The organism is Magnetospirillum gryphiswaldense MSR-1 v2, assembly GCF_000513295.1.
In the GTDB taxonomy this organism is placed as follows: Bacteria; Pseudomonadota; Alphaproteobacteria; order Rhodospirillales; family Magnetospirillaceae; genus Magnetospirillum; species Magnetospirillum gryphiswaldense.
This window is the reverse complement of the sequence record NC_023065.1, coordinates 3,099,824-3,114,517: the sequence shown is the minus strand read 5'-3', so window position 1 is coordinate 3,114,517 and position 14,694 is coordinate 3,099,824. Positions and strand designations below refer to the sequence as shown.

12 protein-coding genes and 1 tRNA gene are annotated in these 14,694 nt (G+C 63.2%); 7 read left to right on the top strand and 6 right to left on the bottom strand.

Going from position 1 to position 14,694, the window contains the following annotated elements:
- Positions 1–17 precede the first annotated feature (17 nt).
- A complete protein-coding gene (carB, locus tag MGMSRV2_RS14900; protein WP_024081183.1) occupies positions 18–3,269 on the bottom strand; it encodes a carbamoyl-phosphate synthase large subunit in 3,252 nt (1,083 codons plus the stop codon).
- Between the two features lie 120 nt (positions 3,270–3,389).
- Positions 3,390–4,571: a glutamine-hydrolyzing carbamoyl-phosphate synthase small subunit gene (carA, locus tag MGMSRV2_RS14895; RefSeq protein ID WP_024081182.1), complete on the bottom strand. Its 1,182-nt coding sequence runs from the start codon at positions 4,569–4,571 to the stop codon at positions 3,390–3,392.
- Positions 4,572–4,894: 323 nt separating this feature from the next.
- Here carA and MGMSRV2_RS14890 point away from each other — a divergent pair, with 323 nt between their 5' ends.
- The 4 genes from MGMSRV2_RS14890 to MGMSRV2_RS14875 all read left to right on the top strand — a co-directional run bounded on the left by MGMSRV2_RS14890 (position 4,895) and on the right by MGMSRV2_RS14875 (position 9,466).
- Positions 4,895–5,353: a GatB/YqeY domain-containing protein gene (locus MGMSRV2_RS14890; RefSeq protein ID WP_024081181.1), complete on the top strand. Its 459-nt coding sequence runs from the start codon at positions 4,895–4,897 to the stop codon at positions 5,351–5,353.
- 26 nt (positions 5,354–5,379) lie between these two features.
- Complete coding sequence (gene dnaG / locus MGMSRV2_RS14885; RefSeq protein ID WP_024081180.1) at positions 5,380–7,263, top strand: DNA primase; 1,884 nt, start codon at positions 5,380–5,382, stop codon at positions 7,261–7,263.
- A gap of 72 nt (positions 7,264–7,335) precedes the next feature.
- The gene (gene rpoD, locus MGMSRV2_RS14880) at positions 7,336–9,330 is read left to right on the top strand and encodes an RNA polymerase sigma factor RpoD (RefSeq protein ID WP_024081179.1); all 1,995 of its coding nucleotides are present in this window, start codon (positions 7,336–7,338) and stop codon (positions 9,328–9,330) included.
- Between the two features lie 60 nt (positions 9,331–9,390).
- A tRNA-Ile gene (locus MGMSRV2_RS14875) sits at positions 9,391–9,466 on the top strand.
- Between the two features lie 50 nt (positions 9,467–9,516).
- Here the strand turns inward: MGMSRV2_RS14875 and truA are convergent.
- From truA to MGMSRV2_RS14860, 3 genes are read right to left on the bottom strand one after another with little or no spacing between them, the layout of a single operon-like run.
- The gene (truA, locus tag MGMSRV2_RS14870) at positions 9,517–10,254 is read right to left on the bottom strand and encodes a tRNA pseudouridine(38-40) synthase TruA (RefSeq protein ID WP_024081178.1); all 738 of its coding nucleotides are present in this window, start codon (positions 10,252–10,254) and stop codon (positions 9,517–9,519) included.
- 10 nt (positions 10,255–10,264) lie between these two features.
- On the bottom strand, positions 10,265–10,777 hold the full coding sequence (locus tag MGMSRV2_RS14865) for an NUDIX hydrolase (protein ID WP_024081177.1): 513 nt from the start codon (positions 10,775–10,777) through the stop codon (positions 10,265–10,267).
- Positions 10,778–10,815: 38 nt separating this feature from the next.
- A complete protein-coding gene (locus MGMSRV2_RS14860; protein ID WP_024081176.1) occupies positions 10,816–11,049 on the bottom strand; it encodes a hypothetical protein in 234 nt (77 codons plus the stop codon).
- Positions 11,050–11,184: 135 nt separating this feature from the next.
- Between MGMSRV2_RS14860 and MGMSRV2_RS14855 the strand changes: the two genes are divergently transcribed.
- The 3 genes from MGMSRV2_RS14855 to MGMSRV2_RS14845 all read left to right on the top strand — a co-directional run bounded on the left by MGMSRV2_RS14855 (position 11,185) and on the right by MGMSRV2_RS14845 (position 13,379).
- Positions 11,185–11,520, top strand: coding sequence for a TusE/DsrC/DsvC family sulfur relay protein (locus tag MGMSRV2_RS14855; RefSeq protein WP_024081175.1), 336 nt, complete (start codon positions 11,185–11,187; stop codon positions 11,518–11,520).
- 162 nt (positions 11,521–11,682) lie between these two features.
- Positions 11,683–12,387 carry a hypothetical protein gene (locus MGMSRV2_RS14850; RefSeq protein ID WP_234016256.1) on the top strand — a complete coding sequence of 235 codons (705 nt, stop codon included), beginning with the start codon at positions 11,683–11,685 and terminating at the stop codon, positions 12,385–12,387.
- 26 nt (positions 12,388–12,413) lie between these two features.
- Positions 12,414–13,379: an NADPH:quinone oxidoreductase family protein gene (locus MGMSRV2_RS14845; protein ID WP_024081173.1), complete on the top strand. Its 966-nt coding sequence runs from the start codon at positions 12,414–12,416 to the stop codon at positions 13,377–13,379.
- Here the strand turns inward: MGMSRV2_RS14845 and MGMSRV2_RS14840 are convergent.
- Positions 13,376–14,635 (bottom strand): Lcl C-terminal domain-containing protein, encoded by a 1,260-nt coding sequence (locus MGMSRV2_RS14840; RefSeq protein WP_024081172.1) that lies wholly within the window; start codon positions 14,633–14,635, stop codon positions 13,376–13,378. The two genes, MGMSRV2_RS14845 and MGMSRV2_RS14840, sit on opposite strands and share 4 nt — an antisense overlap.
- Positions 14,636–14,694 lie beyond the last annotated feature (59 nt).

Below are 14,694 nucleotides of genomic sequence, written 5' to 3'. Positions count from 1 at the left end.
CCTTCAAAGCCCCCGCATCAGAACGAGCTCTTAAAGTACGATTGCAGCGGCGCAACATCAAGCGCTCCGCGCTTCAAGGCGGCGATGGCCTTCACCGCTGCTTGCGCCCCGGCCACCGTGGTGAAGTGCGGGATGTTGGATTGCAAGGCCGAGCGGCGGATCGAGAACGAATCCTTGACCGCCTGGCTGCCCTCGGTGGTGTTGACCACCAACTGGATTTGGCCGTTGGTCATGGCGTCGACACAATGCGGGCGGCCTTCCAGCACCTTGTTGACCACCTGCACGGTACAGCCGGCCTCGCGCAGCGTCCGTGCCGTACCTTCGGTGGCCATCAGCTTGAAACCCATGTCCTGCAATTGCTGTCCCACCGCGACCATGGCCGGCTTGTCGCCCTCGCGCACCGAGATGAACACACAGCCTTCGGTCGGCAACACGGTGCCGGCGCCCAACTGGGCCTTGGCGAAAGCCAGGGCGAAATCCTTGTCGATGCCCATGACTTCGCCGGTGGACTTCATTTCCGGCCCCAACAGGATATCGACGCCGGGGAAACGGGCGAAGGGGAACACCGCTTCCTTCACCGCCACGTGATCCAGCTTTTCCTTCTTGATGTTGAAGCTGGCCAGGGTCTCGCCGGCCATGATGCGGGCGGCGATCTTGGCGATGGGGATGCCGGTGGCCTTGGCGACGAAAGGCACGGTCCGGCTGGCGCGCGGATTGACCTCCAGGATGTAGATCACTCCGTCCTGAACCGCGTATTGCACGTTCATCAGGCCGCGCACGTTGAGTGCCTTGGCCAAGGCGACGGTCTGACGCTCGAGCTCGGCGATGGTGTCGTCGTCGAGCGAATAGGGCGGCAACGAGCAGGCGGAATCGCCGGAATGGATGCCGGCTTCCTCGATGTGCTGCATGATGCCGGCGACGAAGACGTCGGTGCCGTCGGCCAGGGCGTCCACGTCCACCTCGATGGCGTTCTTCAGGTAGAAGTCGATCAGCACCGGGTCTTTGCCCGACACCACCACCGCTTCCTTCATGTAGCGTTCAAGCGCTTCATGGTCATAGACGATCTGCATGGCGCGACCGCCGAGGACGAAGCTGGGACGGATGACCACCGGATAGCCGATGCGGTCAGCCACCGCCTTGGCCTCGTCCAGCGACCGCGCCGTGCCGTTGGGCGGCTGCTTCAGGCCCAGGTCATGCAGCAGACCCTGGAAGCGTTCGCGGTCCTCGGCCAGATCGATGCTGTCGGGGCTGGTGCCCAAGATGGGGATGCCGGCATCTTCCAGCGCATGGGCCAGCTTCAGCGGCGTCTGGCCGCCAAACTGGACGATGCAGCCCAACACCCGGCCCTTGCTCTGTTCCTTGCGCACCAGTTCGATCACCGTTTCGGCGGTCAGCGGCTCGAAATACAGGCGGTCCGAGGTGTCGTAATCGGTGGAGACGGTTTCCGGGTTGCAATTGACCATGATGGTCTCTTTGCCGGCGTCATCGAGTGCATAGGCCGCGTGCACGCAGCAATAATCGAACTCGATGCCCTGGCCGATACGGTTGGGACCGCCGCCCAGGATGATCACCTTGTCGCGATCGGAAACGTCGGCCTCGCATTCGGCGGCGTTGATGCCATCGCCTTCGTAGCACGAATACATATAGGCGGTGGACGACGGGAACTCGGCGGCGCAGGTGTCGATGCGCTTGAACACCGGCTTGACGTTCAACACCTCGCGACGGAACGTGGTCTCGGTCAGGGTCTTGCCCGACAATTCCGACAGACGCTGATCGGAGAAGCCCATCTTCTTCAGGCGCAGCAGGCCCGGCGCGTCGATGGGCAGGCCCTTGGCCCGCACCTCTTCCTCGGCATCGACGATGCCCTTGATCTGCTCCAGGAACCACTTGTCATAAGAACAGGCGGCATGGATTTCATCCACGCTCAGACCCAGGCGGAAGGCCTGGGCGATGACCAGCAGGCGGTCATGACGCGGCGTTGCCAACGCCTTCTTCATGGCGTCCTTGCGGTCGGCGGCGGAGGCGCCGGGGATTTCCACCTCATTCATGCCGGTCAGGCCGGTTTCCATGGACCGCAGGCCCTTTTGCAGGCTCTCCTGGAAGGTGCGGCCAATGGCCATGGCCTCGCCCACCGACTTCATCGAGGTGGTCAGATTGGGGTCGGCACCAGGGAACTTCTCGAAGGTGAAGCGCGGAATCTTGGTGACGACATAATCGATGGTCGGCTCGAAACTGGCCGGGGTCACCCCGGTGATGTCGTTGGCCAACTCGTCCAGCGTATAGCCGACGGCCAGCTTGGCGGCGACCTTGGCGATGGGGAAGCCGGTGGCCTTGGAGGCGAGGGCCGAGGACCGCGACACCCGCGGGTTCATCTCGATCACCGTCATGCGACCGTTCTTGGGGTTGACGGCGAACTGGACGTTGGAGCCGCCGGTATCGACGCCGATCTCGCGCAGCACCGCCAAAGAGGCGTTGCGCATGATCTGATATTCCTTGTCGGTCAGGGTCAGGGCCGGGGCGACGGTGATCGAGTCACCGGTGTGCACGCCCATGGGATCGACGTTCTCGATGGAGCAGATGATGATGCAGTTGTCCTTCTTGTCGCGGACAACTTCCATCTCATACTCTTTCCAGCCCAGCACCGATTCTTCCACCAGCACTTCGTGCACGGGGGAAGCGGCCAGACCGCCGGAAACGATGTTTTCGTATTCCTCGATGTTATAGGCGATGCCGCCGCCGGTGCCGGCCAGGGTGAAGCTGGGGCGGATGATCGCCGGCAGACCGACGAAATCCAGCGATTCGCGCGCTTCCTGAAGCGTGCGGACGACGCGGGACTTGGGGCTGTCCAGGCCGATCTTGTCCATGGCGTCGCGGAACAGCAGACGGTCTTCCGCCTTGGCGATGACATCGCGCTTGGCGGCGATCATCTCGACGCCGTACTTTTCCAAGGTGCCGTCATCGGCCAGCTTCATGGCGGTGTTGAGCGCCGTTTGCCCGCCCATGGTCGGCAGCAGGGCGTCGGGGCGTTCCTTGGCGATGATCTTGGCGACCACTTCAGGCGTGATCGGCTCGATATAGGTGGCGTCGGCCAGACCGGGATCGGTCATGATGGTGGCCGGGTTCGAGTTGACCAGGATGACCCGGTAGCCCTCTTCCTTCAGCGCCTTGCACGCCTGCACGCCCGAGTAATCGAACTCGCACGCCTGACCGATGACGATGGGACCGGCACCGATGATCAGGATGGATTTGATGTCTGTACGTTTGGGCATGGCGGGCGCTTTCACAAGAACTTTTTGATTCAGACACGGATGGACACGGATAAACACGGATAAAAGCAGATATTTTTATTTGATCTGTGTTTATCCGTGTCCATCCGTGTCAAAAATTCCCTACTTCGACTGGGCGATCAGATCCACGAACCGGTCGAACAGATAATGGCTATCCATCGGCCCGGGGCTGGCTTCCGGGTGGTATTGCACCGAAAACACCGGCTTGCCCTTGGCCTTGATGCCCTCCACCGACTTGTCGAACAGCGACCGGTGGGTGACTTCCACATCCGCCGGCAACGAACTTTCATCGACGACGAAGCCATGGTTCTGGCTGGTGATCTCGACCTTGCCGGTTTCCAGATCCTTGACCGGATGGTTGGCGCCGCGATGGCCGGTATCCATCTTGAAGGTCTTGGCCCCCAAGGCCAGCGACAGCATCTGGTGCCCCAGGCAAATGCCGAACAGCGGCTTGCCCGAGGCGATGATTCCTTGGATCATCGGCACCGCGTAAACGCCGGTGGCCGCCGGGTCGCCAGGGCCGTTGGACAGGAAGACGCCATCGGGCTGGTGACGCAAAACGTCCTCGGCCGTCGATTTGGCCGGCAGCACGGTGACCTTGCAGCCGGCGCTGGCCAGACAGCGCAGGATGTTGCGCTTGGCGCCGTAATCGATGGCGACCACGTGGTATTTGGGCTCAGCCTGCTTGCCGTACCCTTGCTCCAGCGACCATTCGGTCTCGTCCCAGGCATAGGCTTGGGTGCACGACACATCGAGCGCCAGATCCATGCCCTCCAGGCCGGGCCAGGCCTTGGCCATTTGCCACGCGGCCTTCAGGTCCACAGCGCCGTCCTCGGCGTGGACGACGACGCCGTTGGGGGCGCCCAGGTCGCGGATGCGCCGGGTCAGGGCGCGGGTGTCGATGCCCGACAGGCCGATCAGGTTATGGGACTTGGCCCAGGCATCCAGGTGTTTGGCCGAGCGCCAGTTGGCCGGGTCGGTGATGTCGGCGCGCACGATCAGGCCGCGCGCGGCGGGGGTCACCGTCTCGATGTCTTCCACATTGGTGCCGACATTGCCGATATGGGGGAAGGTGAAGGTGATGATCTGGCCGGCATAAGACGGATCGGTCAGGGTTTCCTGATAGCCGGTCATGGCGGTGTTGAACACCACCTCGCCCACCGATTGGCCGGTGGCGCCGAAGCCCTTGCCCCACAGCACGGTGCCGTCGGCCAGGACCAGGGCGGCGGTGGCGCCCGGCGGACGCGGGATGTCGAAGGCGGGCTCCGCGGCGTGGTTCGGCATGATGGTCCTTTTTAATCGCGTGTCGTCCCGGGGGTGGGAACGAGGGTGTCTATAATATGCGTGTGGCGCACACGAACGCGAGAACTCACCTTGATCTGACAGGCGATGTTCCCGGGCGGGGCCACGTTGGCCCAAGATGCGGCAGGCAAACGGGCGCTTCTTATCGAAATCCGCGCATTCCGTCAAGCTTTCCGCAGGGTAAAACAAAACGTAAGAAATTCAACCCGGTAATGCGCGACAGAGTCGTTGCCTTAATGGGGGATTCCAGATAGCCTACTCGCTTTCCCGCGACCGGGGGGAAACGGGATATCTGGGGAGGTTCCATGCTGCGTCCGCAGCTCAACGACGCTTTGAAGACCGCCATGCTGTCCAAGGACAGCCGTGTGGTATCCACCGTTCGCCTGATTCTCGCGGCTCTCAAAGACCGTGACATCGCCGCCCGCTCCAGGGGCGTGATGGATGGCATCAGCGATGACGAAATCCTGCAGATGCTGCAATCCATGATCAAGCAGCGCCGCGAAAGCATCTCGCTTTACGAACAAGGCGGGCGGCTGGAGCTGGCGCAGCAGGAACAGGATGAAATCGCCATCATCGAACGGTTCCTGCCGCGTCAGTTGAACGAGGCGGAAATGACCGAGGCGGTGTCCGCCGTCATCGCCGAATTGGGTGCGGGCGGCATCAAGGATATGGGCCGGGTGATGGCCTCGCTCAAGGAACGCCACGCCGGCACCATGGATTTCACCAAGGCCAGCGCCCTGACCAAAAAGCTGCTGGGCGGCTGATCCGCTGAAACAAAGGGTAGGGCAAAATGGCCTTCCCGCCCCAATTTCTCGACGAATTGCGCGCCCGCGCCTCGCTGGTGGGGGTGGTGGCCCGTCGTGTCAAATTGACCAAGAAGGGGCGGGAATTCCAGGGCCTGTGTCCGTTCCACAACGAAAAAAGCCCCAGCTTCACCGTCAACGAGGAAAAGGGCTTTTTCCATTGCTTCGGCTGTGGTGCTCATGGCGATGCCATCGGCTTCGAGATGCGCGCCCACCATCTGTCGTTCACCGAGGCGGTGGAGCGGCTGGCCTCGGAATGCGGCCTGGAGGTGCCCAAGGCGACGCCGGAAGAACGCCGGGTCGAGGCCCGGCGCGCCTCTCTGCACGACGCCATGGAATCGGCCTGCCAGTTCTATGAAAAGCACTTGCGCGGGCCGGCGGGACGCGAAGGGCTGGCATATTTGCGTGGGCGCGGCCTCAGCGACGACACCATCGCCCGCTTCCGCCTGGGCTGGTCGCCGGACTCGCGCGAGGCACTGAAAACCGCGCTGATGAGCGATGCCTGCCCGGAAGCGCAATTGATCGAGGTCGGACTTTTAAAAAAGCCGGATAACGGCGGCGCCAGCTTCGACTTTTTCCGGGGCCGGGTGATGTTTCCGGTCACCGACCGTCGCGGTCGGGTGATCGCCTTCGGCGCCCGCACCTTGGGCGACGGCCAGCCCAAATACCTGAATTCGCCCGATACCCCTTTGTTCCACAAGGGCGCCACCTTGTACGGGCTGGCGATAGCCCGCGAAACCGCGCGGGAACGCAATGTGGTGATGGCGGCGGAAGGCTATATGGACGTTATCGCCCTGCATCAGGCCGGCTTCACCTTTGCCGTCGCCCCCCTGGGCACCGCCCTGACCGAGGCGCAGATCGAGGAAATGTGGCGTCTGGCCGACGAGCCGATCCTGTGTTTCGACGGTGACAATGCCGGCCAGCGGGCCATGGCGCGGGCGGCGGAACGCGGTCTGCCCATCTGCAAGCCGGGTAAGTCGTTGCGCTTCGCCACTTTGCCGGCGCCGGAAGACCCGGATTCCTTGATCAAGGCCAAGGGGCCGGCGGCCATGCAAGCGGTGCTGGACGCTGCCCAGCCGCTGGTCGATGTAGTGTGGCGACTTTCCACCGACAACCGCCCCACCGACACCCCAGAGCGCCGCGCCGCCTTGGAGAAGGAACTGAAGGACAAGGCCTTCGCCATCACCGACGAAACCGTGCGCTGGCAATATCTGTCGGTGTTCCGCGACAAGATGCGGGCCTTGACCCGCCCGGCCTGGGTGCCATCCCAGGGGAAGGGCGGCTTCGGCGGTCAGGGGCGCCGCGCCGATTTCAAGCGCCGCCCCGGCGATCCGCCGCTGCGCGGCCCCGATGGCCGTCTGCCCGGCGCCGGCAAGCCGCCGCCGCCGCAGGTAGATGACGCGGTGTGGTTGCGCCGGGCCGAGGCCAAGCTGCTGTCGCTGCTGATCTGCCATCCGCCGCTACTGGAACAGGTTTTCGAGAGCCTGGGCGAAGTGGGGTTTTCCGATAAGAACCTTGACAATCTGAGACGCGGGATTCTAAAGCACCTGCAATCTATTCATGACCTTGACTCGGACCAGTTGTGCGCCCACTTATGCGCTGATGGTCTGGGCCAGGGTCTCGACGCCTTGATGGGTACCGACGAATTCAAGATCGGGCGTGTAGAGACGATTATCGAGGCTAGGCAGCACTGGGACCGTCATTTCAAGCGCTATGCCTGGAAACGCGGGCTGTCCGATGACATCGGACACGCGGCCCAACAATTGGCGGAACAGATGTCGGCGGATGTTTTCGACCGTTTCGCCGCGTTGAAAGAAGTGGGCCGGGCCATCGCCAAGGACGACGATGACGACACCGGCCCCGAGTTCTGATACTTTCTTGCCCCGCGCCCCATCCCAAGGGGGGAATGGCCGCGGGCTTTGCGCATTAGGAGCATCGGGTTAATGGCGACCAAAACGCAGAATACGGCGGAAGTCAACGAGAGCCAGGAAGAGAACCTGGACGGTCCGCTGCTCGACGCCCTGGGCGTCGCCGTCAAGAAGATGGTCACCCGTGGCCGCGAGCGCGGCTATGTGACCTATGACGAGCTGAACGCCGCCCTGCCGCCGGATGAAGTGTCGTCGGAACAGATCGAAGACACCATGGCCATGCTGTCCGAAATGGGCATCAACGTGGTGGAAAGCGAAGAAACCGACGAAGCCGCCGCCGTCGAGACCGAGGAAGAGGAAGCCGAACCCAGCTCGGGCGCCGGCAACGTCGACGAAGAGGATCTGGGCCGCACCGACGACCCCGTGCGCATGTATCTGCGCGAGATGGGTTCGGTCGAACTGCTGTCGCGCGAGGGCGAAATCGCCATCGCCAAGCGCATCGAGGCCGGCCGCGAGATGATGATCGGCGGCATCTGCGAAAGCCCGCTGACCATCCGCGCCATCATCGAATGGCACGACGCCCTGCAAAACGGCCGCATGCTGCTGCGCGACATCATCGATCTGGACGCCACCTATGGCTCCGGCCCCGGCGGTGAATTGTCGGAAGAGGAAATGGAAGCCGGCCCGGCCGAGGAAGAGCCGGCCGCCGCCCCCGCCGAAGGCGAGGAAGGGGCCGAACCGCGCGACCCCAACGCCCCCGAGGGCGAAGTGGAAGGCGAGGGTGACGGCGAAGGCGAGGACAATTCCATCTCGCTGGCGGCCATGGAAGCCCAGCTGATGCCGCAGGTTCTGGAAACCTTCGAGGCCATTGCCGCCAATTTCCTGCGCATGGAAAAGCTGCAGAAGGACCGCATGGCCGCCCTGTCCAAGGGCGACACCGTGTCGGCGGCGACGGAAAAGAAGTACGACAAGCTGAAGGCGGAAATGGTCCGTCTGATGGAAGACGTGCATCTGAACAACGCCCGCATCGAGCAGTTGGTCGATCACATGAACGGCCTGAACAAGCGGCTGATGGGCTTTGAAGGCCGTCTGCTGCGTCTGGCCGAATCGTGCAAGGTCAAGCGCCAGGACTTTCTCGACAGCTATTTCGGCTCGGAACTGGACCCCAACTGGCTGGAAACCGTGGCGGTCAAGTCCAAGCACTGGAAGGACTTCTCGGAAAAGCACCGCCGTGATGTGGGCGATATCCGCACCCAGATCGGCGTGGTCTCGGGTGAGGCCGGCCTGCCCATCACCGAATTCCGCCGCATCATCCAGACGGTGCAGCGCGGCGAGCGCGAGGCCAGCAAGGCCAAGAAGGAAATGATCGAGGCCAATCTGCGTCTGGTCATTTCCATCGCCAAGAAATACACCAATCGCGGCCTGCAATTCCTCGATCTGATCCAGGAAGGCAATATCGGCCTGATGAAGGCGGTGGATAAGTTCGAATACCGGCGCGGCTACAAGTTCTCGACCTATGCCACCTGGTGGATCCGGCAGGCCATCACCCGGTCCATCGCCGATCAGGCGCGGACCATCCGCATTCCCGTGCACATGATCGAAACCATCAACAAGCTGGTGCGCACCAGCCGCCAGATGCTGCACGAGATCGGGCGCGAGCCGACGCCGGAAGAGCTGGCGGAAAAGCTCAGCATGCCTTTGGAAAAAGTGCGCAAGGTGCTGAAGATCGCCAAGGAGCCGATCTCCCTGGAAACCCCCATCGGCGACGAGGAAGACAGCCATCTGGGCGACTTCATCGAGGACAAGAACGCGGTTCTGCCGCTGGACGCGGCCATCCAGGCCAATTTGCGTGAAACCACCACCCGGGTGCTGGCCAGCCTGACCCCGCGTGAGGAACGCGTGCTGCGCATGCGTTTCGGCATCGGCATGAACACCGACCACACCTTGGAAGAGGTGGGCCAGCAGTTCAGTGTAACGCGCGAACGTATCCGCCAGATCGAGGCCAAGGCGCTGAGGAAGCTGAAGCATCCGTCGCGCTCGCGCAAGCTGCGCAGCTTTCTCGACACCTAGAGTTAATTGCGGTATCAAAATCCCCCCGGCCCGCAAGGCGGCGGGGGGATTTTTTAGGTGGGGCCTGTAGCTCAATGGTTAGAGCCGGCCGCTCATAACGGTCTGGTTGCAGGTTCGAGTCCTGCCGGGCCCACCAATCTCCCCCTCAGCCCGCAGAATTCCTGAATCCGCACCACCCCATTCCATTTAATATACCACCCCGGTCAGATACAGCCCGTCCGGCGGTGCGGTGGGGCCGGCGGCGGCGCGGTCGCGGGCTTCCAGCGCGGCTTTTACCCGGTCCGGGTGCCATTTGCCTTCCCCCACCAGTTTCAGCGTGCCGACCATGTTGCGGACCTGATGGTGCAGGAACGACCGCGCCTCGGCGACGATGCGGATTTCCTCGTCGGTCCGGGTCACCTGCAACAGGTCCAGGGTCTTGTCGGGGCTTTGCGCCTGACAGGCGGCGGCGCGGAAACTGGTGAAGTCGTGGCGGCCCAACAGGTGTCGGGCGGCTGCCTGCATGGCCTCGGCGTCCAGCGGCACGGACACCCACCAGACCCGCTCGCGCTCGATGGCCACCGGCGCCCGACGGTTGACGATGCGGTACAGATACGACCGGCCAAGGGCGGAAAAGCGGGCGTGGAAGTCGTCGGGCACGATTTCCACCGTCCGCACGGCGATGGGGTGCGGCTTCAGGTGATAATTAAGCGCGCCTTGCACCCGCTCGGCGCTGACCTCGCGGTCGAGGTCGAAATGGATGACCTGACCGGTGGCATGGACGCCGGCATCGGTGCGTCCGGCGGCGGTGACGGTGGTCTCGAGTCCGCAGAAGCGGAAGATGGCCGCTTCCAGTTCACCTTGCACGCTGATGCCGTTGTCCTGGCGCTGCCAGCCGACAAAAGGGGTGCCGTGATATTCGATCCGAAGCTTGAAGCGCGGCATGGTCGGCGGCTTATAACGGGCGACCGCGCGGGGCGAAGCCGCTCTGACCGCGCATTTCGCGCTCGTATTCCAACGACCAGCGCACATTGGGATAGGCCAGATCTTCCCACGGAATCTCTTCCCAGGGCACCAGCATGACCTCCAGGCTTTCGGGGCCGGCGGCGAAATCGGGGGTCAGCATGCGGGCGCGATAGATCATGTGCACCTGGCTGATTTCCGGGATGGAATAGATGGCCAGCAGGGCGTCGATCTCGGCCCGCACCCCGGCTTCTTCCCAGACTTCGCGCAAGGCGCCCTGCTCGGTGGTTTCGTGCAGTTCCATATAGCCCACCGGCATGGTCCAGAACCCCACGCGCGGCTCTATGGCACGGCGGCACAGCAGGTAGCGGTCTTCCCAGGTGCAGACGGCGCCGACGATGACCTTGGGGTTTTCATAGACGACAAAGCCGCAATCGCCGCAAACCAAACGTTCGCGGTCGTCGCCTTCCGGCTTCATTCTGAGATTGGGGCCTTGCAGTCGCATGTCGGCAGTCTGAACAAGCCCAAGCAAACGCGCAAGAGCTATACCAGGATGTCCAGATAGGTTCCGCGCCGGGCTTGGCGGTCCAGCTGATCCAGCGGAAAGTCGGCGGGCAGGATGCGGTTGCCCGGCTTGCCGCCGATGCCGCCACGGACGCCGGTGGATACCGGGGCGCCGGCCATGGGCACCTCGCGGCTGCCCGCGCCCAGGCCCATGGCCTGCCTCAGGCTGTCCAACCCACCGGTGGACGAGGATATGCGTAAATCGTCGGCCATTGATCCAATCCGTGCCAAGCGGTCCAGTATAACACAGCCACCTGTTAGCAATCCATGAATGCGGGCCGCCATTGACCAAAGGGGCGGGTCACCCCACTATATAAAAATAATCTAATAAACAGGAGGAATCGCGTCATGCCCCATTTGCAGGTTAATGGTGAGGCCGTGGAAGTCAGCGAGGCCGGCTGGCTGGAGGATTGCCGGGTGTGGAACGAGGAGATCGCCAAGGCCATCGCCCAGGCCGAAGGGGTGACGCTGACCGACGAACATTGGGATGTCATCCGCGAGGCGCGGGCTTATTTCGAGGAATACGGACTGGTGGCCGAACAGCGGATATTCATGAAGCTGATGAAGGAGAAATTCGGCCCCGATCGCGCCACGCAGCAATATCTGTATCAGCTGTTTCCGCACGGCCCCTTGAAGCAAGGCAATAAAATCGCCGGCCTGCCCCGACCAAAGGGATGTTCCTGAGTACTTATGCTTGCCGGTGACTGACGGTTCGGGCTAAATGGCGATATGGACAGCCGCCAACCAAGCCCGGCCGTTGGGCCCGCGCAGCCGCGCGACCTTGCCACCCATTTCATGGAATGTGGGGCGCTCAACACCAATTTGACCTTGGCTCCGGGCGAGCGCATGGTCATTACCGACGATTTCCTCGGCGGCCAAGTGGCTGATCTGACGGCCATTTCCATGGCCGCCATCGTCGCCCGTGACGGCATGGTGGCCAAGGCCGCCATCCTGCCCTTGGGTCTGGCCGCGAGCAGGCTGAAGGCATCCGAGCGGGTCAAGTACGAACGTCTGTTCGCCCTGATCGAGGAAACCGCCTTCGATTCGGGGGCGCGCGAATCAGCCGAGGCGCTGATCCATGCCAAGTTCCGCGACAACCAGATCAAGGATCTGGCGGCGGAGTTGGGCGGTACGGTAGGGCCGGCGCGTCAGCGCTACAAGGCCTTCCTCGACGTGGTCAAGCTGCTGGCCGAGCGTAAGATTTCCGAGGCGCTGTTTCTGGACGAGTTCATGGACTTCACCCGCACGGTGGCCGGCAAGCTGGATTTCGGCATCTATTCCATGTGCCTGGATCGCCTGTTCGCCTCGGAACGCATTCCGCTGCTGGTCAAGGCCTCGCTTTTGCGCGAAATCTGCAAGTATCCGCCGCTGATCCGCAAGGAACTGATCACCAACCTGCTGGCGGCCCCCAAGGCCGATGAGGAACTGGTGCGCTACGCCCGTGAGGAAGCCGCCAATGTGCTGACCCGTGAGCAATTGACGGAAATCTTTCTGTTCACCACCTTGAAACGGGCCTGGGCGGCGCAAAAAGAACGCCTGCGTCCGGTTTAATCCCAAGACTTTCCGAGGTTCGCCCCATGCATGCCGTGGTCTGCCCCCAATTTGGCGCCGCGCTGGAACTGCGCGAGTTGCCCCCGCTGTCCCTGGCCGCCCATCAGGTACGCATCCGGGTCGCCGCCGCCGGGGTCAATTTCGCCGATTCCCTATTCATCCAAGGCAAATACCAGGAAAAGGTGGCGCCGCCCTTGGTGCCGGGCATGGAACTGGCCGGAACGGTGGAGCAAGTGGGCGCCGATGTCACCGAACTGGCGGTGGGTGACCGGGTCATGGCCAATGTCACCGGCGGCGGCTTCGCCAGCGAGGCGGTGGCCGATTGGACCGATGTCCACAAAATCCCCGATGCCATGGATTTCGTCACCGCCGCTGCCTTTCCGGTGGCTTACGGCACTTCGCATTTGGGTTTGCTGAAAGCGGCCTTGCGTCCGGGCGAGGTGCTGGTGGTGCATGGCGCTGCCGGCGGCGTCGGCTTGACGGCGGTGGAAATCGGTGCCGCCATGGGCGCCACGGTCATCGCCACCGCGGGTGGCGCGGAAAAAGTGCAAATCGCCCTCGATCACGGCGCCCATCACGGCATTGATTACAAGGCCGAGGACGTGCGGGCCAAGGTCAAGGAACTGACCGGCGGGCGCGGCGCCGATGTGGTTTACGATCCGGTCGGCGGTGAAATCTTCGACGCCAGTTTGCGCAGCATCGCCCCCGATGGCCGTATCCTGGTCATCGGCTTCGCCTCGGGCAACGTGCCGCAGATTCCGGCCAATCATCTGCTGGTCAAGAACGTCACGGTGATCGGCTATTGGTGGGGCGCCTATCGCAAGCTCAATCCCCTGCTGGTGCGGCAAAGCATGAATGATGCACTGGACATGTGGGCGCAGGGCAAGCTGCACCCCCATGTCAGCCAGACCCTGCCGCTGGCCCAGGCGAGCGAGGCGTTGGCCTTGCTGAAATCCCGCGCGGTCAGCGGCAAGCTGGTGCTGACCATCTAGCCGCGAACACAGCGGGCGAAATTGTTGATACGCAGCACGTCGCCTTGCGGGCCTGCCCCCTTGGGCAGGCGGGATTCGTCGCCGGCCTTGGGGCTGGACCGTTGCGCTCCGGCACCGTGCACGTCGGTCAGGACCATGGGGCCGGTTTGTTGCGGCCCCATGCCCACGCCGCCCATTCCCCCGCCGGGCGGCGGGCCGCCCATTCCACCACCAGGCGGACCGCCCATGCGCCCGCCGCCGCCCAAATATCCCTGGGCCTTGCCAAAGGCGAAATAGACGGCGAAATCGCCGGGGCGGCGTCCGTCCAGATGGCTGGTGGAGGACCAGAAATAGGGCCAATCGAGCCGACCTTCCTCGTCCCTGATACGGGTGATGGCAAAAATCGGATCGATGGCCGCCGAGTTGGTGGCAGCGGGGGCGCGGGAATAATCGACGATGCTGTGCAATTCCTTGGCATTGGGCAAACGCCAGTCGTCGTGTCCGGCCAGCCTCAATCCCTCGCACCAAGCCAGGGCCGCGGCCCAATCAAGGCCGCGTCCACTATCGGCCTTGCTCCAGGTCAGGCCGGTGGCGCGGTCGGTAATGCTACCGTCCTTATTGTCGGTGAAGTCGTTCTTGCCGTAATCGGGATTGCCGCGCACCAGCCGTAAGTACCATTGCCGATTGCCGGGGCCGCCATCCTGGGGATAGCCTTTGATACGGCCATCGGCGAAGTTGACGCCGAAAAAGGCGCGATCGCGCCCCATCACCGTCCCCAGATAGGCGGTGGCGCTGATGTATTGGGCGTCGATGAAGCGCCCGACACGGGGATATTCAAAACGGAACGCTGTCGTGTCCAGGTAGGGCCGGGCGTCGGCGGGGGCGCCGGTCTGCGACGGCCCGGCGCTGCCGGTGGCGCCGGAAAAATCCATCAACGAATAAAGTTCCTTGATGGTCGGCACTCGCCAATCGGCATGACCGCCGGTGCGTGCCGCCGCCGCCAGCGCCGGCGCCTGAGCCCAGGCGGCGCGGCTGAAATCCTGCTGCCACATCAGGCCGGTGACCAGATCGCTGACGGTGCCGTCGCCATTGTCGTCATAGCGGGGCTGGCGACCGGCATAGGCGGCATCCTGCCCCGCCGGGCCGCCGGCGCAACCGGGGCGACCATTCTGGTCATAGCATTGGCGTTGGTTGGTATCGACCGGAGGGGAGGAAAGCTGTCCGGCCCAGGCGGGAAACGCCGCCAGGGCCGCCGCCAGCGCGATACACTGTCTCATGGTTCGGCCCTCGCTTTTTCGTCTTTCAGGTAAGTGAAATGGTCAACCCAAGCACGCAT

Bases quoted from the DNA above. Each gene is read 5' to 3' on its own strand.
- carA (WP_024081182.1), bottom strand. From the start codon at position 4,571: ATGCCGAACCACGCCGCGGAGCCCGCCTTCGACATCCCGCGTCCGCCG.
- MGMSRV2_RS14840 (WP_024081172.1), bottom strand. From the start codon at position 14,635: ATGAGACAGTGTATCGCGCTGGCGGCGGCCCTGGCGGCGTTTCCCGCC.
- dnaG (WP_024081180.1), top strand. From the start codon at position 5,380: ATGGCCTTCCCGCCCCAATTTCTCGACGAATTGCGCGCCCGCGCCTCG.
- MGMSRV2_RS14865 (WP_024081177.1), bottom strand. From the start codon at position 10,777: ATGCGACTGCAAGGCCCCAATCTCAGAATGAAGCCGGAAGGCGACGAC.
- carB (WP_024081183.1), bottom strand. From the start codon at position 3,269: ATGCCCAAACGTACAGACATCAAATCCATCCTGATCATCGGTGCCGGT.
- MGMSRV2_RS14850 (WP_234016256.1), top strand. From the start codon at position 11,683: ATGGTCATTACCGACGATTTCCTCGGCGGCCAAGTGGCTGATCTGACG.
- MGMSRV2_RS14890 (WP_024081181.1), top strand. From the start codon at position 4,895: ATGCTGCGTCCGCAGCTCAACGACGCTTTGAAGACCGCCATGCTGTCC.
- MGMSRV2_RS14860 (WP_024081176.1), bottom strand. From the start codon at position 11,049: ATGGCCGACGATTTACGCATATCCTCGTCCACCGGTGGGTTGGACAGC.
- truA (WP_024081178.1), bottom strand. From the start codon at position 10,254: ATGCCGCGCTTCAAGCTTCGGATCGAATATCACGGCACCCCTTTTGTC.
- MGMSRV2_RS14855 (WP_024081175.1), top strand. From the start codon at position 11,185: ATGCCCCATTTGCAGGTTAATGGTGAGGCCGTGGAAGTCAGCGAGGCC.
- MGMSRV2_RS14845 (WP_024081173.1), top strand. From the start codon at position 12,414: ATGCATGCCGTGGTCTGCCCCCAATTTGGCGCCGCGCTGGAACTGCGC.
- rpoD (WP_024081179.1), top strand. From the start codon at position 7,336: ATGGCGACCAAAACGCAGAATACGGCGGAAGTCAACGAGAGCCAGGAA.